The organism is Enterobacter cloacae complex sp. IR53041 (genome assembly GCF_049238285.1).
Classification (GTDB): domain Bacteria; phylum Pseudomonadota; class Gammaproteobacteria; order Enterobacterales; family Enterobacteriaceae; genus Enterobacter; species Enterobacter roggenkampii.
In genome coordinates, this window is record NZ_JBMKHB010000009.1 from 123061 (window position 1) to 140350 (window position 17290).

Genomic DNA, 17290 nt, shown 5'->3' on the forward strand with positions numbered 1-17290 from the left:
CCTTAGTTGGTCGCGGTCATCTCACCCGGTAGCGCTGCGCTGGCCGTCTGGGCAGCGCCGCTCTGTGGCGCAGACTGCAGCGGATGGGCATCAAAGTATTTACGCAGACCGTTATAAATCGCTTCGGCAATTTGCTGCTGATAGCTGTCGCTTCCCAGCAGACGCTCTTCACCGTTGTTACTGATAAAGCCCGTCTCTACAAGGATGGATGGGATATCTGGCGAGCGCAGAACGCCGAGGCTGGCATGTTCAGGACGACGCTTATGCAGCACACCAATGCTTTGCAGCTGGTTCAATACGTTAGTGGCCACATCATACCCGACGCGCTGAGAATGACCGAATTGTAAATCCAGCACCGCCTGGCTCAGGTACGGGTCTGACTGGCTGTTTGCCAGCACATCGCCCGCGCCGCCTAGCAGTTCAGACTGCTTCTCATGCTCTTCCAGCCAGTTGGCCATTTCGCTGTTGGCGCGACGGTTCGAGAGTACCCATACCGAGGCACCGGTCGCGTTACGGTTAGGCGCAGCATCTGCGTGGATGGAAACCAGGAAATTCGCATTCTGCTTGCGCGCGACGTCCGAACGCCCCATTACCGAAATGAAGTAATCCCCGTCGCGGGTCAACACGCCTTTGAACGTAGGGTCGTCGTTGAGCAGTGCACGCAGCTTACGGGCAATGGCGATGGTGACATTTTTCTCTTGCGTCCCACCCGGGCCAATCGCACCCGGGTCCTGTCCACCGTGACCTGCATCAATGGCGATAATCACTTTGTCACCGCTGGTCGCAGCACGGCGCGTACTCACCGCCGGACGGGTCACCGTATTGCTGCTGGTTGCCGTAGTGATGCGATCGTTCTGTGATTTAAATGGATTACGCGCAGGTTCAGCAGGACGCGGCGTATACACCGGTTCTTCCACGCGTTTGGCAACGACAGGCGGCGGTGGAGGCGGTGGCGGGACATCGGCATTGATGGTAAAGACCACCGTATAGTTCGCCCCGTTTTGCTGCTTCACCGCCTTCGTTTTGCCCTTTTCGGTCAGATCGACCACCAGGCGTAACGACTGGCTATCCTGCGGCGTACCCGAACGGATACTTTTCACCAGGTTGTTGCCGCTGAACTGCAGCGGGAGTCCCTGGATCACGCCTGTCTGCTTGATATCCAGCGCCACGCTGTGGCTGTCTGGCTGTGAAAACGCATACTCAGGATCGCCCATAAAGCTGAACGTGATCCGGGCCTGGCTTTCGCCGTTCGATACCTGAATATCTGAAAGATTTGCCGCCCCGGCCTGCGCGCACAGCAGCACGGTGGCAGCCAACAACCAACCTTTAACGCGATTTATCATCCCGTCATCCCTACGCTTAACCGGCCAGACGCGCCAGTAAGGAACTGCCTGATGAGGAAACAGCACTGATGCGTGCCTCACGCCCTTGAGCCTGGTAATCTAAGTGAATTTCGACATCCGGGTCAGGCAGCACACCCGCACCTTGTTGCGGCCACTCCACCAGGCAAATGGCGTCGTTGGCAAAATAATCACGGATCCCCATAAATTCCAGCTCCTCAGGATCCGCAAGGCGGTATAAATCGAAGTGGTACACCATGAGATTTTCAAGGGTGTACGGTTCTACCAGCGTGTAGGTTGGGCTTTTCACATTCCCGTTATGCCCTAACGCCTGCAAAAAACCCCGGCTGAAGGTGGTTTTACCCGCCCCTAAATCACCATACAGATAAATGACGGTTGCCCCCTGACAGGCCTGCGCCACGCGCTTGCCGAGATCTAAAGTGGCTTGTTCATCAGGTAAAGGAATCGCTCGATTAGTCATTTTCTACGTCAATCACATCCGGGTTAACTACACGCCGCAGCGTGCAAAAGAGATCGGTGGCCAGCATACCGCGCGTACCGTAACGCGTAGCCAGTTTATCTGCCGCAACGCCGTGGGCCACGCAGCCCGCACAGGCTGCATCATAAAGGGGAAGTTTCTGTCCAAGCAATGCGCCAATAATACCGGAAAGCACATCGCCCATGCCGCCGCTCGCCATGCCCGCATTTCCGGCATCAATAATGCCCTGCGTCTCGTCACAGGCGACAACGGTTCCCGCCCCTTTTAAAACGGCAACACCTCCGTAACGTTTTACCAGACGCTGAGCAGAAAGTAAGCGATCGCTTTCAATTTCTGCCACGCTGCAGTTAAGCAGCCGCGCGGCTTCGCCGGGGTGTGGCGTCAGAATGCGATTGTGACGCTTATCCGGGTTTATTGCCAGAAGGTTAAGCGCGTCGGCATCCCACAGCATCGGTTTGCGAAAATTCTCGACCTTTTGCAGAGCCTGTTTACCCCACGTCTGCTGCCCAAGCCCGGGACCGATCACCACCACGTCCGCCCATTCGAGGCTTTCCTCCAGCGTCTGGAGCGTAAGCTCATGGACCATCAGCTCCGGTCGGGCCGTGACGATCGGCGCAATATTCTCAATGCGAGTGAGCACTCGCACTAATCCGGCGCCGCTGCGCAGAGCCGCTTCACCGGTCATGCCAATCGCACCCGCCGTACCGTGGTCACCGCCCACAATCACCAGCCTGCCGTGATCGCCCTTATGTGACGTTGGTCGTCGCGGCGGGAGCCACGCTGCAAGCTGCGACGCATCATAACGCGCGAGGTGCGTTTCCTGCCCGGCCAGCCAGCTCTCCAGCCCCAGCGCACTGTGGTGCAACACGCCAACGACGTCCCGCGCTTTGCCGGTCAGTAGCCCCGGCTTGAGGGCAATAAAGGTCACCGTATGTGCCGCCTGAATCACCGCCCCCGGCGTCGCGCCGGTTTGTGCAATCAGGCCAGAGGGAATATCCAGGGCGACTACCGGCGCGGAATGTCTGTTAGCGTGTTCAATGAGTGCGGCAACGTTTTCGCGCGGCGCGCTGCGCAGCCCGGTGCCCAGCAGCCCGTCAACAATCAGATCAACATCCTCTGGCCAGACGATATCAGGCGCATGAATCACACCGCCGGCGTTCAGCCATGCCTCCCGCGCCGCGCTGGCATCTTCCGGCAGCGGTTTATCACTTTCGAGAGCCAGCAAGGTCACGCGGATACCCGCAGCGACCGCGAGACGGGCGACGACGTAGCCGTCACCGCCGTTGTTGCCGTGCCCGCACAGAATCAGCCAGTGGGCGTCCTGCGGCCAGGCGCTACGGGCAACGTCAAACGCTGCCTCACCCGCGCGGAGCATCAGTTCATACAGGGTAATCCCGAGGCTGTCTGCAGCCTCTTTTTCGGCGCGCCGGAGGTCATCCGCATGCCAGATGGAATGTGGTATACTTGCGGGGTTTTTCTTCACCGTATGGTCCGTCATGTCACAGCCCCTCGTTCTCAATGAATTAGCGCAAAAAATCAAACAGTGGGGTGCTGAGCTTGGCTTCCAGAAGGTAGGCATTACCGATACCGACCTCTCCGCCAGCGAGCCCAAACTGCAGGCCTGGCTGGACAAACAATACCACGGCGAAATGGAGTGGATGGCACGTCATGGCATGATGCGCGCCCGTCCACACGAGCTTTTGCCGGGCACATTACGCGTCATCAGCGTGCGCATGAACTACCTGCCCGCCAACGCGGCCTTTGCGCGCACGCTCAAAGACCCCTCGCTGGGTTACGTTAGCCGGTACGCCCTCGGTCGTGATTACCATAAGCTTCTGCGTAACCGTTTAAAAAAACTCGGGGAAACTATTCAGCAGCACTGTGTTTCGCTGAATTTTAGACCCTTTGTCGATTCCGCGCCTATTCTTGAGCGTCCGATCGCCGAAAAAGCCGGGCTTGGCTGGACAGGTAAGCACTCACTTATTCTTAGCCGCGACGCCGGATCGTTCTTCTTCCTCGGTGAACTGCTGATTGATTTACCGCTGCCGGTAGACGGCCCGGTAGATGAAGGCTGTGGCCGCTGCGTGGCCTGTATGACCATCTGCCCCACCGGCGCCATCGTTGAGCCTTACACCGTTGATGCGCGCCGCTGTATCTCCTACCTCACGATCGAACTGGAAGGCGCCATTCCGGAGGAGTTCCGACCGCTTATCGGCAACCGCATCTACGGCTGCGACGATTGCCAGCTCATCTGCCCGTGGAACCGCTATTCACAGCTCACCGACGAAGAGGATTTCAGCCCGCGCAAGGCGCTCCATGCCCCGCCGCTCGCTGAACTGTTCGCCTGGACCGAAGCCTGGTTCCTGAAAGTGACGGAGGGTTCGGCCATCCGCCGTATCGGCCATCTGCGCTGGCTGCGAAATGTGGCCGTCGCGCTGGGGAATGCCCCGTGGGATGAAGCGAATATTCGGGCGCTTGAAAGCCGTAGAGGTGAGCACCCACTTCTTGATGAACACATAGAATGGGCGATTGCGCAGCAAGTTGAGAAACGTAATGCCTGTGTGGTCGAGGTGCAGCTACCGAAGAAACAGCGTCTGGTGAGGGTGATTGAAAAAGGGCTTCCGCGGGATGCCTGAACTATTCACAGCCTGTGAATAAAATTACAAACTCAAGCGCCATCAGGGCTGGAGAAGAGTTCAAGTGATCTCAATAACATTTTGAAATCAAATTTTATTAAGTAAATACAGTATCTTATGAAGATATTATTCACCCTACTAAGTTTTAACCCTGTTTCGGTTAAGCGCAGTTTCTGTGGATAACTCTGTTCACAAGAGTATTTCAGAGAAAACAGAAAACGTCCCCAGCGATTCTTTTCGCTGTGGATATTTTAGAGATGAAGAAGAATTTGGAGCGGGAAACGAGACTCGAACTCGCGACCCCGACCTTGGCAAGGTCGTGCTCTACCAACTGAGCTATTCCCGCTTGGGTGGTCCGTGCTGTGGAAGCACTTTCAAATTTTGGAGCGGGAAACGAGACTCGAACTCGCGACCCCGACCTTGGCAAGGTCGTGCTCTACCAACTGAGCTATTCCCGCTTGGGCAGTCTGTGCTGTGAAAGCACTTTCAAATTTTGGAGCGGGAAACGAGACTCGAACTCGCGACCCCGACCTTGGCAAGGTCGTGCTCTACCAACTGAGCTATTCCCGCAAATCTGCACTGCTTTTGTTGCTGTCGTAACGTGTAATTCTCTGTCGTTACGGGAGGCGCATTATACGAGAAATCCTTTTAGCTGCAACCCCCCTTAAAGCGATTTTTTCGAAATTCAGTTCAAATGCTTATTTAATCGGCAAGCTGCACAATTTAACGACAAAAACCCGGCCACGCAAGGCGCCGGATCTCAAAATCACAGCTTAATAAAGTTTTCGCGGTAGTAAGAAAGCTCCGCCACGGACTCTCGGATATCGTCCATCGCCTGGTGCGTCCCCTGCTTTTTAAAGCCGTCGAGGATTTCAGGCTTCCAGCGACGCGCCAGCTCTTTCAGCGTGCTGACATCCAGATAGCGGTAGTGGAAGTAAGACTCCAGCTCCGGCATGTACTTAAACAGGAAACGACGATCCTGGCCGATGCTATTCCCACAAATAGGTGATTTGCCCGCCGGAACCCACTGTTTCAGGAACTCAAGCGTCGCCAGCTCCGCCTTACGGTCACCCATGGTGCTCGCCTTCACGCGCTCCACCAGGCCACTGCCGGTGTGGGTACGCACGTTCCACTCGTCCATCAACGCCAGCTGGTCATCAGACTGATGCACCGCAATCGTAGGCCCTTCCGCCAGGATATTCAGGTTGGCGTCCGTCACCAGGGTCGCAATTTCAATAATGCGATCGCGCTCGGGATCCAGCCCGGTCATTTCGAGATCGATCCAAATCAGGTTGTTTTCATCCGCGCTCATGTTATTTTCCACCCTTCTCGCATAACCGGCAGTAGCAGGTTAACTAGTATTAATTAGAGTGTATCATAGAGGTTTTGCCCCCTACGGGCGACCAGGAGCCAGTGCGATTGAGTAAAAATAAACTCTCCAAAGGGCAGCAGCGCCGCGTGAATGCCAATCACCAGCGCCGTCTTAAAACCACTGCGGAGAAGGTCGATTACGACGACAACCTGTTTGGCGACCCAACGGAAGGCGTAGTCATCAGCCGTTTCGGTATGCACGCTGACGTGGAATCCGCCGATGGTGCCATTCACCGCTGCAACATCCGCCGGACCATTCGTTCTCTGGTGACCGGCGACCGCGTCGTCTGGCGACCGGGTAAAGAGGCGGCGGAAGGCGTAACGGTAAAAGGTATTGTTGAAGCGGTCCATGAGCGTACGTCCGTGTTAACCCGTCCCGATTTCTACGACGGGGTCAAACCGATTGCTGCCAACATTAACCAGATTGTTATCGTATCGGCGATTTTGCCCGAACTGTCGCTCAATATTATCGACCGATACCTCGTCGCCTGCGAAACGCTGCAGGTTGAACCGATCATCGTGCTGAACAAAATCGATCTGCTGGACGAAGACGGGATGGCTTTCGTCAATGAGCAGATGGATATCTATCGCAAAATTGGCTATCGCGTCCTGATGGTCTCCAGCTACACCAAAGATGGCCTGAAACCGCTTGAAGAGGCACTGACCGACCGCATCAGCATCTTTGCGGGCCAGTCCGGCGTGGGTAAATCGAGCCTGCTGAACAACCTGCTTGGCCTGCAACAAGAGATCCTCACCAACGATGTGTCTGACGTCTCGGGCCTCGGCCAGCACACCACCACCGCGTCACGCCTGTATCACTTCCCGCACGGCGGCGACGTGATCGACTCCCCGGGCGTGCGAGAGTTCGGTTTATGGCACCTGGAGCCGGAACAAATCTTTAACGGATTTGTCGAATTCCATGATTATTTAGGCGCTTGCAAGTACCGCGACTGTAAACACGATAACGACCCAGGCTGCGCTATCCGTGAAGCGGTTGAGAAAGGCGAAATCGCGGAGACCCGCTTCGAGAATTATCACCGCATTCTTGAGAGCATGGATCAGGTAAAAACGCGTAAAAACTTTTCTGATTCTGATAACTGACAACTAAGCTAAGCATCGCTAAAATCGTCCCCTTTTTTCAGGTTCCGGCGGCTTAACGCCGGATCAGGAACGACAAAACAATGGCCTGGAGGCTACCTTGTTAAACGCATTTAAACTTTCGCTTCAATACATTCTGCCAAAACTGTGGCTCACTCGCCTGGCGGGCTGGGGCGCGAGCAAACGCGCAGGCTGGCTGACCAAACTGGTCATCGACCTTTTCGTAAAATATTACAAGGTCGACATGAAAGAGGCGCAGAAGCCGGATACCGCCAGCTACCGCACCTTCAACGAATTCTTCGTGCGCCCGCTGCGTGACGACGTGCGCCCGGTGAACACCGACCCTAACGTCCTGGTGATGCCGGCAGACGGCGTGATCAGCCAGTTGGGTAACATCGAAGACGACAAAATTCTGCAGGCGAAGGGCCATAACTACAGCCTGGAAGCGCTGCTGGCGGGTAACTACCTGATGGCGGATCTGTTCCGCAACGGTACCTTTGCCACCACCTATCTGTCACCGCGCGACTACCACCGCGTGCACATGCCGTGTAACGGCATCCTGCGTGAAATGATTTACGTCCCGGGCGATCTGTTCTCCGTGAACCACCTGACCGCGCAGAACGTGCCAAACCTGTTTGCCCGTAACGAGCGCGTCATCTGCCTGTTCGATACTGAATTTGGCCCTATGGCCCAGATTCTGGTCGGTGCGACCATCGTTGGCAGCATCGAAACCGTCTGGGCAGGCACCATCACCCCGCCGCGCGAAGGCGTGATCAAACGCTGGACCTGGCCTGCCGGTGAAGCGGAAGGTTCCGTGGCCCTGCTCAAAGGTCAGGAGATGGGCCGCTTTAAGCTGGGCTCCACCGTGATCAACCTGTTTGCGCCGGGCAAAGTGAAGCTGGCTGAACAGCTTGAAAGCCTGTCGGTGACAAAGCTGGGCCAGCCGCTGGCGGTCTCTACTGAAACCTTCGTGACGCCAGAAGCAGAACCGGCTCCGCTGTCACAGGAAGAGATCCAGGCCGAGCACGACGCCAGCCCGCTGGTTGACGACAAAAAAGACGAAGGCTAACAACAGAAGGATCGCTGACGTGCGCCCGATTATCGTTCTACTGATGGCCTGGTGCCTCAGCATGGGGGCGTACGCAGCGACAGCCCCCGACGCCAAACAGATAACCCAGGAACTGGAGCAGGCAAAAGCGGCCAAACCCGCTCAGCCAGAGACCGTCGAGTCGCTCCAGTCCGCACTGAACGCGCTTGAGGAGCGGAAAGGCTCGCTTGAGCGCGCTCAGCAGTATCAGCAGGTTATCGACAACTTCCCCAAACTCTCGCAGACGCTGCGCGCGCAGCTCAATAACTTGCGCGACGAACCGCGCGATGTGCCGGCAGGCATGACCTCCGACGCGCTGAACCAGGAGATCCTGCAGGTCAGCAGCCAGCTTCTGGAAAAGAGCCGCCTTGCTCAGCAGGAGCAGGAGCGAGCGCGCGAAATTGCCGACTCCCTCAGCCAGCTTCCGCAGCAGCAAACCGACGCCCGCCGCCAGCTTAATGAAGTTGAGCGCCGCGTGGGGACACAAAACGGCAACACGCCACAGGCGCAGGCCCAAAATCTGGGCCTGCAGGCAGAATCAGCTCGCCTGAAGGCCCTTGTCGATGAGCTCGAGCTGGCGCAGCTTTCCGCCAATAACCGCCAGGAGCTGTCGCGGATGCGCTCAGAACTCGCTCAAAAGCAGAGCGAGCAGTTGGACGCCTATCTTCAGGCCTTGCGCAACCAGCTCAATAGCCAGCGCCAGCGTGAAGCGGAGCGCGCGCTGGAAAGTACCGAGCTGCTGGCAGAAAATAGCGATAACCTGCCTGCCGGCATCGTCGAGCAGTTTAAGGTCAACCGTGAGCTTTCGGCCGCGCTGAATCAACAGGCGCAGCGTATGGATCTGGTGGCCTCGCAGCAGCGTCAGGCCACTAATCAAACCCTTCAGGTTCGCCAGGCGCTCAACACCCTGCGCGAACAGTCCCAGTGGCTCGGATCGTCAAACCTGCTGGGCGAAGCGCTACGCGCCCAGGTCGCGCGCCTGCCGGAGATGCCGAAGCCGCAGCAGCTGGATACCGAAATGGCCCAGCTGCGCGTTCAGCGACTGCATTTTGAAGATCTTCTCAATAAGCAGCCGCAAATCCGCCAGATCCGTCAGGCTGACGGACAGCCTCTGACCGGCGAGCAAAGCCGCATTCTGGAAGCCCAGCTGCGTACCCAGCGTGAACTGCTGAACTCTCTGCTCCAGGGCGGGGATACGCTGATTCTTGAGCTGACCAAGCTAAAAGTGTCCAACAGCCAGCTGGAAGATGCGTTGAAAGAGGTGAACGAGGCGACGCACCGTTATCTCTTCTGGACGTCCGACGTGCGTCCGATGACCTTCTCGTGGCCAATTGAGATTGTCCAGGATCTGCGCCGTCTGATTTCGCTGGATACCTTCAGCCAGCTGGGACAGGCCAGCGTGATGATGCTCACCAGCAAAGAGACCATTTTCCCGCTGCTGGGGGCGTTAATTCTGGTGGGCTTCAGCATTTACTCGCGCAGACATTTCACCCGCTTCCTCGAGCGTTCCAGTTCCCGGGTGGGGAAGGTTACCCAGGATCACTTCTGGCTGACGTTGCGCACCGTATTCTGGTCGATTCTCGTCGCCTCCCCGCTGCCGGTGCTGTGGATGACGCTGGGCTATGGCCTGCGGGAAGCCTGGCCCTATCCGCTCGCGGTAGCGATTGGCGATGGCGTCACCGCCACGGTACCGCTGCTGTGGGTGGTAATGATTTGCGCCACCTTTGCGCGACCCAATGGCCTGTTCATCGCCCACTTTGGCTGGCCGCGTAATCGCGTGGCGCGCGCCATGCGTTACTATCTGATGAGCATCGGGCTGATTGTGCCGCTGATTATGGCGCTGATCATGTTCGATAATCTCAACGACCGGGAGTTTTCAGGCTCGCTGGGCCGCCTCTGCTTTATGCTGATATGCGGAGCGCTGGCCATCGTCACGCTCAGCCTGAAGCGCGCGGGTATTCCGCTCTATCTGGATAAAACCGGCAGCGGCGACAATATGTTCAACCGGCTGCTCTGGAACCTGCTGCTCAGCGCACCGTTGATTGCGATGCTGGCAGCCGCGGTGGGTTACCTGGCGACGTCGCAGGCGCTGTTGGCACGTCTCGAAACCTCGGTGGCCATCTGGTTCCTGCTGCTGGTGGTGTATCACGTGATCCGCCGCTGGATGCTGATCCAGCGCCGCCGTCTGGCGTTTGACCGTGCCAAGCATCGCCGGGCGGAGATCCTCGCCCAGCGCGCGCGGGGTGAGGAAGAGCCAAACCACGTTAACAGTACGGAAGGTACGACGGAGGCGGATGAGGTCGAACTGGATCTGGATGCCATCAGTACCCAGTCCCTGCGTCTGGTTCGCTCCATCCTGATGCTGATTGCCCTCCTCTCGGTCATCTTCCTGTGGTCGGAGATCCACTCCGCGTTTGGCTTCCTGGAGAACATCTCGCTGTGGGACGTGACGTCCACGGTGCAGGGTGTTGAAAGCCTGGAGCCGATCACCTTAGGGGCGGTGCTGATTGCCATTCTGGTGCTGATCATCACCACCCAACTGGTGCGTAACTTCCCGGCGCTGCTGGAGCTGGCGCTGCTGCAGCATCTGGATTTAACGCCGGGTACGGGCTATGCAATCACGACCATTACCAAGTATCTGATCATGCTGTTTGGCGGTCTGGTTGGCTTCTCGATGATCGGCATTGAGTGGTCGAAGCTCCAGTGGCTCGTCGCAGCGCTCGGCGTTGGGTTAGGTTTTGGTTTACAGGAGATCTTCGCCAACTTCATCTCGGGCCTGATCATTCTGTTCGAAAAACCGATCCGTATTGGCGATACCGTCACGATCCGCGATCTGACCGGCAGCATCACGAAGATCAACACCCGTGCGACGACGATCAGCGACTGGGATCGGAAAGAGATCATCGTGCCAAACAAGGCGTTTATTACCGAGCAGTTCATCAACTGGTCGCTCTCAGACTCCGTTACCCGTGTGGTGCTGACGGTACCGGCACCGTCGGACGCGAACAGCGAAGAGGTCACCCAGATCCTCTACACTGCCGCGGAGCGCTGCTCGCTGGTCATCGACAACCCGGCGCCGGAAGTCTTCCTTGTGGATTTACAGCAGGGGATTCAGATTTTCGAGCTGCGTATCTACGCCGCCGAAATGGGCCACCGTATGCCGCTGCGCCATGAGATCCACCAGCTGATTCTGGCGGGCTTCCGCGAACACGGTATTGATATGCCGTTCCCACCGTTCCAGATGCGTCTGGAAAGCCTGGACGGGCGTAAAACGGGAAGAACGCTGACGTCAGCGGCGCGTACGCGCCCGGCGGGCAGCTTATAACGCATCTCCCCTCCCTTTCGGGAGGGGAATATTCCCGCTACGCCACTTCTGCGATGTACGCCGTCACGCGTCGACGGTAATTCTCATAAATCCCCATCGCTAACAGCGAGAAGAAGATGGGACCGCCCACCATCCACAGCGCGCTGTTCCAGTCGTTCGCCTCAATTACCGGCTGAATAATGGTAAAGATGTTGGCAAACGCCACCACCAGCACCACCACCGTGGTCGCCAGCAGCGTTGCCGCGCGGGTTTTAAAAATCACAAACGGACGTTCAAGCTCCTGCTTCGCCTTAAAGAACGGGAACGCCAGGGTCAGGAACAGGTACGGCAGGGTCATCGACACGTTCGCCATCAGGGTCAGCTTGTTATAGAACGCCGATGCGGTATCACCGCCAAATGAGACCAGCAGAATAAACACGCACACCAGCAGACACTGCATCCACATGGCGTTGGCAGGCATGCCTGCGGTATTGAGCTGGGTCATGCGTCCCGGCCACAGCGCTTTTGGCGTACCCTGGATGATCGCTTTCAGCGGCGAGTAGATCAGCGTGAAGAATGCGCCGGTATAGGCAAGGAACATCGACAGGCCGGTAATGCGCGCAAACCAGATCCCCATGGTGGCCGATGCTTCCGGCGTCAGGTGCATGGCGTTACCCAGCGTCATCCCCAGGCTTTTCATCAGCACGTAGGTAATGTTCCCGAGGTTGGTGGTGTTGTTACTCAATACCTGCTGCCAGTTGGTGCTGACGCCCCAGAGGAAAATCGCCAGTGAATAGCCGATGGAAATCACGATAGCGGCAAAAATAATCCCTTTGGCAAAGTTCTTTTCCGGGTTCTCGGTCTTGTCGACCAGCCCGCCCACCGCTTCAATACCGCCGTAGGCGAAGATGGCAAACACCACGAAGGAGAGCATGGCCAGCCCGGACTGGTAACCTGGATTAGGCGAGGAAACGAAGTTCACCTCCTGCGCAAAATGACCACCGTTCAGGCACAGAATGGCAATACTCACCAACAGCAGCACCAGGTTCAGGCACATCACGGAAATACCGCCAACGGCAGTGATACGGGCAATTTTGTTGATGCCTTTTGACGCCACCAGCGTGACCACCACCATCCAGCATACCGCCAGGATACCGACGACCTGCGTGGAGCTCAGCCCCGCCAGAGACCAGACCTGCGTTTTATCGGCACCGAAAAGAAACGTGGAGAATGGCACCCAGACTTTGGCCGCCGTGCTGACCATCCAGACGACATAAGAGGAGAACCACATAAACGTGCCGATAAAGGCATAACGCGGGCCGACGCTGTTGTTCATCCAGGAGTAGATCCCGCCCTCTTCTTTCCGGTAAGCCGAGCCCATCTCCGCCATCATCAGCGCAAACGGGATAAAGAAGAACAGAGCCGAAACGATATAAAACGGCGTCGCGCTGTAACCCATCAGATAGAACGCTGATGGGCTGTTGGCAAAGCCAAAGACTGAGGTAAATATCATCAGGATGAGCCCGGTGAGGGTCATCTTTTTGAGTGACTGGGACATAGAACCATCCGAAAAGGAATTAAACTGCGCGGATGGTAGCAGATGACCAGACTAATATTGTGGCTATAAGGGGCAAATTAAGAAAAAGACCCGTATATTGATAATATGACAGTTTTTAATGTGGCAGGGCCAAATGACCGAGTAGGCCGGGTAAGCGACAGCGCCACCCGGCAATTCTTTAAGCGCGATCGACCGTAAAGGCAATCACATCGCCAAGCTGCTCTGCGCCCAGGGCCAGCATGACCAGACGGTCTACGCCCAGCGCCACGCCGGAGCAATCTGGCAGGCCTGCTTTTAATGCTTCAAGCAGATTAACATCAATAGGCTGCTGCGGCAGGCCGCGCGCGGCGCGCTTGCGGTTATCCTGCTCGAAACGTTGCGCCTGCTCGCGCGCGTCGGTCAATTCGTGGAAGCCGTTCGCCAGCTCAATACCTTTGTAATAGACCTCAAAACGCTCTGCCACACGGTGGTCTTCGGTACTGATCTGCGCCAGTGACGCCTGGCTTGCCGGGAAGTGATAGACAAACGTCGGACGGTCTTTGCCAATCTGCGGTTCCACGCCGAAGGTGAACAGCAGCTGCAGCAGCGTGTCGCGGTCCTCTTCGGTATCTGCCACGTTGCTCAGATCCAGTTTTGCCGCCACTTCGCGCAGCAGGGTTTTGTCCGCCGACAGCGGATCGATTTCCAGATGGCGCTGGAAGGCCTGCTGATAAGAGAGCGTTTCCGCTTCTGAGCAATCCAGAACCTGCTGAAGCAGATCGTCCACCTCATTCATCAGGCGGTACATATCATAATGCGGGCGGTACCACTCCAGCATGGTGAATTCCGGGTTGTGGTGACGACCCATCTCTTCGTTGCGGAAGCTACGGCACAGCTGATAGACCGGACCACATCCCGCCGCCAGCAGGCGTTTCATGTGGTATTCCGGGCTGGTCATCAGATACAAATTCATGCCCTGAGAGTGGCCGGGGCCAACAAAACGGGTTTCAAACGGGACCAGATGAATATCCGTTACCGTTGCCTGACTCATGCACGGGGTTTCCACCTCCAGGACGCCGCGGTCGGCAAAGAAACGGCGAATCTCCGTCATAATTGCAGCGCGTTTTAACAGATTAGGGATGGATGCGCTCGGCTCCCAGGTGGCCGTTTCGCTCATGAGTTGTTCTCCGATTTCAGACAAGGGCACGAAGTCTACTCGTTAGCAGGGACAGAGACAAATTTTGCGCAGTAAAAAAGCGCATTTCATTTAGGTGAACAATTGCGTGATGCAATTCATCAATCTCAATGATAAATCGCCGGACAGAACAGCAAAAAAATCGAACACGTCAAATTTCCCTGACATCTACACGGTTATACTGTTTTACCCATAAAGGAGCAGTGGAAACGCTTTCGCAATCGTCCTTTTGGACGGGTGAACTACCTTTAGTTTGTCGCGTTGCGAAATAACAAAAATCTGGAGGAATGTCGTGCAAACTTTTCAGGCCGATCTTGCCGTAATAGGCGCTGGCGGGGCTGGATTACGTGCTGCGATTGCTGCAGCGCAAGCTAATCCCAACGCTAAAATCGCATTGATTTCAAAAGTCTATCCAATGCGCAGCCACACGGTGGCCGCAGAAGGAGGATCCGCCGCCGTTGCGCAGGATCATGACAGCTTTGAATACCATTTCCACGACACGGTTGCAGGGGGCGACTGGCTTTGCGAACAGGATGTCGTTGACTACTTTGTGCACCATTGTCCAACGGAGATGACCCAGCTTGAACAGTGGGGATGTCCGTGGAGTCGTCGTCCGGACGGCAGCGTCAACGTTCGTCGCTTCGGCGGCATGAAGATCGAACGTACCTGGTTCGCCGCCGATAAGACCGGCTTCCACATGCTGCACACCCTGTTCCAGACCTCCCTTCAGTTCCCACAAATCCAGCGCTTTGATGAGCATTTCGTCCTCGACATTCTGGTGGATGATGGGCACGCGCGCGGCCTGGTGGCGATGAACATGATGGAAGGCACGCTCGTCCAGATCCGCGCCAATGCGGTGGTGATGGCGACGGGCGGTGCGGGCCGCGTTTATCGTTATAACACCAACGGCGGCATCGTTACCGGCGACGGTATGGGTATGGCGCTCAGCCACGGCGTGCCGCTGCGCGATATGGAGTTCGTGCAGTATCACCCAACCGGTCTGCCGGGCTCCGGCATTCTGATGACGGAAGGCTGCCGCGGTGAAGGCGGTATCCTGGTCAACAAAAACGGCTACCGCTACCTGCAGGATTACGGCATGGGCCCGGAAACCCCGCTCGGCGAGCCAAAGAACAAGTACATGGAACTCGGCCCGCGCGACAAAGTCTCTCAGGCTTTCTGGCACGAGTGGCGCAAAGGCAACACCATCTCCACACCGCGTGGCGACGTGGTTCACCTCGACCTGCGTCACCTGGGCGAGAAAAAGCTGCTGGAACGTCTGCCGTTCATCTGCGAGCTGGCGAAAGCCTACGTCGGCGTCGATCCGGTGAAAGAGCCGATTCCGGTCCGCCCAACGGCGCACTACACCATGGGCGGGATCGAAACCGACCAGCAGTGTGAAACCCGTATTAAGGGTCTGTTCGCCGTCGGTGAATGTTCCTCCGTGGGCCTGCACGGTGCCAACCGCCTCGGCTCAAACTCGCTGGCCGAGCTGGTGGTCTTTGGCCGCATGGCGGGCGAGCGCGCGATGGAACGCGCGGCAACCGCAGGCGAAGCTAACGGTGCCGCGCTGGATGCGCAGGTCGCAGACGTTGAAAAACGCCTGAAAGACCTGGTGAACCAGGAAGGTAACGAGAACTGGTCTAAGATCCGCGACGAGATGGGCCTGTCGATGGAAGAAGGTTGCGGTATCTACCGTACCCCTGAGCTGATGCAAAAAACCGTCGATAAGCTGGCGGAACTGCAGGAGCGCTTCAAGCGCGTGCGCATCACCGACACCTCCAGCGTATTCAACACCGACCTGCTCTACACCATCGAGCTGGGCCACGGTCTGAACGTCGCAGAATGTATGGCGCACTCTGCGCTGGCGCGTAAAGAGTCGCGTGGGGCGCATCAGCGTCTTGATGAAGGCTGTACCGAACGTGACGACGTCAACTTCCTGAAACACACTCTCGCCTGGCGCGATGCGGATGGCACCACACGTCTGGACTACAGCGACGTGAAAATCACCACGCTGCCGCCGGCTAAACGCGTGTACGGTGCAGAAGCAGAAGCCGCCGAGAAGAAGGAGAAGGCGAATGGCTGAGATGCAAAAACTGAAAGTTGAAGTGGTGCGCTACAACCCGGAAGTGGATGCCGCACCGCACAGCGCTTTCTATGAAGTTCCTTACGACGAGCAAACCTCCCTGCTGGACGCGCTCGGGTACATCAAAGACAACCTGGCACCAGACCTGAGCTACCGCTGGTCCTGCCGCATGGCGATCTGCGGCTCCTGTGGCATGATGGTCAACAAGGTGCCGAAGCTGGCCTGTAAGACCTTCCTGCGTGACTACACCAAAGGCATCAAGGTCGAAGCCCTGGGCAACTTCCCTATCGAGCGCGATCTGGTGGTCGATATGACCCACTTTATCGAAAGCCTGGAAGCCATTAAGCCTTACATTATTGGCAACCCGCGCACGCCGGATCAGGGGCCAAACACCCAGACCCCGGCTCAGATGGCGAAATACCATCAGTTCTCAGGCTGCATTAACTGCGGTCTTTGCTACGCCGCCTGTCCGCAGTTTGGCCTGAACCCCGAGTTCATCGGCCCGGCCGCCATTACCCTGGCGCACCGCTATAACGAAGACAGCCGCGACCACGGTAAAAAAGAACGTATGGCGCAGCTTAACAGCCAGAACGGCGTCTGGACCTGTACCTTTGTGGGTTATTGCTCCGAAGTCTGTCCGAAGCACGTCGACCCGGCCGCCGCCATTCAGCAGGGTAAAGTGGAAAGCTCGAAAGACTTTCTTATCGCTACCCTAAAACCACGCTAAGGAGTGCATGATGACGACTAAACGCAAAGCCTATGTGCGGCCTGTGCCGTCCACCTGGTGGAAAAACCTGCCGTTTTATCGCTTCTACATGCTGCGTGAAGGCACGGCGGTACCGGCGGTCTGGTTCAGCCTTGAGCTGATGTACGGCGTTTTTGCCCTCAAGCATGGCCCGGAAACCTGGGCCAGCTTTGTCGGTTTCCTGCAAAACCCGATCATTGTCATTCTGAACCTGATCGTGCTTGCAGCCGCGCTGCTGCATACCAAAACCTGGTTTGAACTGGCACCAAAAGCGGCGAACATCATCGTAAAAGGCGAGAAAATGGGGCCAGAGCCGATGATTAAGGGGCTCTGGGCGGTGACGATTCTGGTCACTGTGGTCATTCTCTTTGTCGCACTGTTCTGGTAAGGAGACT

Annotated in this window: 13 protein-coding genes and 3 tRNA genes; 7 read left to right on the plus strand and 9 right to left on the minus strand. The window is 56.9% G+C overall.

The features are described 5' to 3' along the window. Positions 1-2: 2 nt before the first annotated feature. Genes amiB through nnr form a run of 3 tightly spaced genes read right to left on the minus strand, consistent with a single transcriptional unit; the run spans position 3 to position 3337 of the window. Positions 3-1343, minus strand: a complete 1341-nt coding sequence (amiB, locus tag ACOTXF_RS09060) for an N-acetylmuramoyl-L-alanine amidase AmiB (protein WP_232926829.1) — start codon at positions 1341-1343, stop codon at positions 3-5. A 16-nt stretch (positions 1344-1359) separates the two neighbouring features. Beyond that, on the minus strand, positions 1360-1821 hold the full coding sequence (gene tsaE / locus ACOTXF_RS09065; protein WP_008502923.1) for a tRNA (adenosine(37)-N6)-threonylcarbamoyltransferase complex ATPase subunit type 1 TsaE: 462 nt from the start codon (positions 1819-1821) through the stop codon (positions 1360-1362). Next, positions 1814-3337: a bifunctional ADP-dependent NAD(P)H-hydrate dehydratase/NAD(P)H-hydrate epimerase gene (gene nnr / locus ACOTXF_RS09070; protein ID WP_232926830.1), complete on the minus strand. Its 1524-nt coding sequence runs from the start codon at positions 3335-3337 to the stop codon at positions 1814-1816. Before nnr ends, tsaE begins: the two co-directional genes overlap by 8 nt. On the opposite strand from nnr, the gene queG reads away from it, so the two are divergent. Continuing rightward, on the plus strand, positions 3336-4475 hold the full coding sequence (gene queG / locus ACOTXF_RS09075; RefSeq protein WP_048962922.1) for a tRNA epoxyqueuosine(34) reductase QueG: 1140 nt from the start codon (positions 3336-3338) through the stop codon (positions 4473-4475). The two genes, nnr and queG, sit on opposite strands and share 2 nt — an antisense overlap. A 270-nt stretch (positions 4476-4745) precedes the next feature. On the opposite strand, the gene ACOTXF_RS09080 is transcribed toward queG, so the two are convergent. From ACOTXF_RS09080 to orn, 4 genes are all read right to left on the minus strand, one after another. Beyond that, a tRNA-Gly gene (locus ACOTXF_RS09080) sits at positions 4746-4821 on the minus strand. A gap of 36 nt (positions 4822-4857) precedes the next feature. Beyond that, a tRNA-Gly gene (locus tag ACOTXF_RS09085) sits at positions 4858-4933 on the minus strand. A gap of 36 nt (positions 4934-4969) precedes the next feature. Further along, a tRNA-Gly gene (locus tag ACOTXF_RS09090) sits at positions 4970-5045 on the minus strand. A gap of 196 nt (positions 5046-5241) precedes the next feature. Further along, complete coding sequence (orn, locus tag ACOTXF_RS09095) at positions 5242-5787, minus strand: oligoribonuclease (protein WP_232926831.1); 546 nt, start codon at positions 5785-5787, stop codon at positions 5242-5244. A 107-nt stretch (positions 5788-5894) separates the two neighbouring features. On the opposite strand from orn, the gene rsgA reads away from it, so the two are divergent. The 3 genes from rsgA (at position 5895) to mscM (ending at position 11356) form a co-directional block, all read left to right on the plus strand. Beyond that, positions 5895-6947: a small ribosomal subunit biogenesis GTPase RsgA gene (rsgA, locus tag ACOTXF_RS09100; protein WP_044597275.1), complete on the plus strand. Its 1053-nt coding sequence runs from the start codon at positions 5895-5897 to the stop codon at positions 6945-6947. A 97-nt stretch (positions 6948-7044) separates the two neighbouring features. Further along, entirely contained in the window at positions 7045-8013 is a 969-nt protein-coding gene (gene asd / locus ACOTXF_RS09105; RefSeq protein WP_023293460.1) for an archaetidylserine decarboxylase, read from the plus strand. A 19-nt stretch (positions 8014-8032) separates the two neighbouring features. Further along, the gene (mscM, locus tag ACOTXF_RS09110; RefSeq protein WP_021240719.1) at positions 8033-11356 is read left to right on the plus strand and encodes a miniconductance mechanosensitive channel MscM; all 3324 of its coding nucleotides are present in this window, start codon (positions 8033-8035) and stop codon (positions 11354-11356) included. 37 nt (positions 11357-11393) lie between these two features. On the opposite strand, the gene yjeM is transcribed toward mscM, so the two are convergent. Beyond that, positions 11394-12893, minus strand: a complete 1500-nt coding sequence (yjeM, locus tag ACOTXF_RS09115) for a glutamate/gamma-aminobutyrate family transporter YjeM (RefSeq protein WP_063846338.1) — start codon at positions 12891-12893, stop codon at positions 11394-11396. A 178-nt stretch (positions 12894-13071) separates the two neighbouring features. Beyond that, positions 13072-14049, minus strand: a complete 978-nt coding sequence (epmA, locus tag ACOTXF_RS09120) for an elongation factor P--(R)-beta-lysine ligase (RefSeq protein ID WP_008502931.1) — start codon at positions 14047-14049, stop codon at positions 13072-13074. A gap of 310 nt (positions 14050-14359) precedes the next feature. Between epmA and frdA the strand changes: the two genes are divergently transcribed. The 3 genes from frdA to frdC are packed head-to-tail and all read left to right on the plus strand — an operon-like array spanning position 14360 to position 17283. Continuing rightward, positions 14360-16150 carry a fumarate reductase (quinol) flavoprotein subunit gene (gene frdA, locus ACOTXF_RS09125; protein ID WP_008502932.1) on the plus strand — a complete coding sequence of 597 codons (1791 nt, stop codon included), beginning with the start codon at positions 14360-14362 and terminating at the stop codon, positions 16148-16150. Further along, positions 16143-16877, plus strand: a complete 735-nt coding sequence (locus ACOTXF_RS09130; protein WP_003855955.1) for a succinate dehydrogenase/fumarate reductase iron-sulfur subunit — start codon at positions 16143-16145, stop codon at positions 16875-16877. The genes frdA and ACOTXF_RS09130 overlap by 8 nt, the downstream gene beginning before the upstream one ends. A 10-nt stretch (positions 16878-16887) precedes the next feature. Beyond that, complete coding sequence (gene frdC / locus ACOTXF_RS09135; protein WP_045418063.1) at positions 16888-17283, plus strand: fumarate reductase subunit FrdC; 396 nt, start codon at positions 16888-16890, stop codon at positions 17281-17283. The last annotated feature ends 7 nt before the right edge of the window (positions 17284-17290 follow it).

Excerpts from the sequence above, each read along its gene's own strand:
- amiB (WP_232926829.1), bottom strand. The coding sequence starts at position 1,343 with ATGATAAATCGCGTTAAAGGTTGGTTGTTGGCTGCCACCGTGCTGCTG.
- tsaE (WP_008502923.1), bottom strand. The coding sequence starts at position 1,821 with ATGACTAATCGAGCGATTCCTTTACCTGATGAACAAGCCACTTTAGAT.
- queG (WP_048962922.1), top strand. The coding sequence starts at position 3,336 with ATGTCACAGCCCCTCGTTCTCAATGAATTAGCGCAAAAAATCAAACAG.
- nnr (WP_232926830.1), bottom strand. The coding sequence starts at position 3,337 with ATGACGGACCATACGGTGAAGAAAAACCCCGCAAGTATACCACATTCC.
- orn (WP_232926831.1), bottom strand. The coding sequence starts at position 5,787 with ATGAGCGCGGATGAAAACAACCTGATTTGGATCGATCTCGAAATGACC.
- yjeM (WP_063846338.1), bottom strand. The coding sequence starts at position 12,893 with ATGTCCCAGTCACTCAAAAAGATGACCCTCACCGGGCTCATCCTGATG.
- epmA (WP_008502931.1), bottom strand. The coding sequence starts at position 14,049 with ATGAGCGAAACGGCCACCTGGGAGCCGAGCGCATCCATCCCTAATCTG.
- ACOTXF_RS09130 (WP_003855955.1), top strand. The coding sequence starts at position 16,143 with ATGGCTGAGATGCAAAAACTGAAAGTTGAAGTGGTGCGCTACAACCCG.
- frdC (WP_045418063.1), top strand. The coding sequence starts at position 16,888 with ATGACGACTAAACGCAAAGCCTATGTGCGGCCTGTGCCGTCCACCTGG.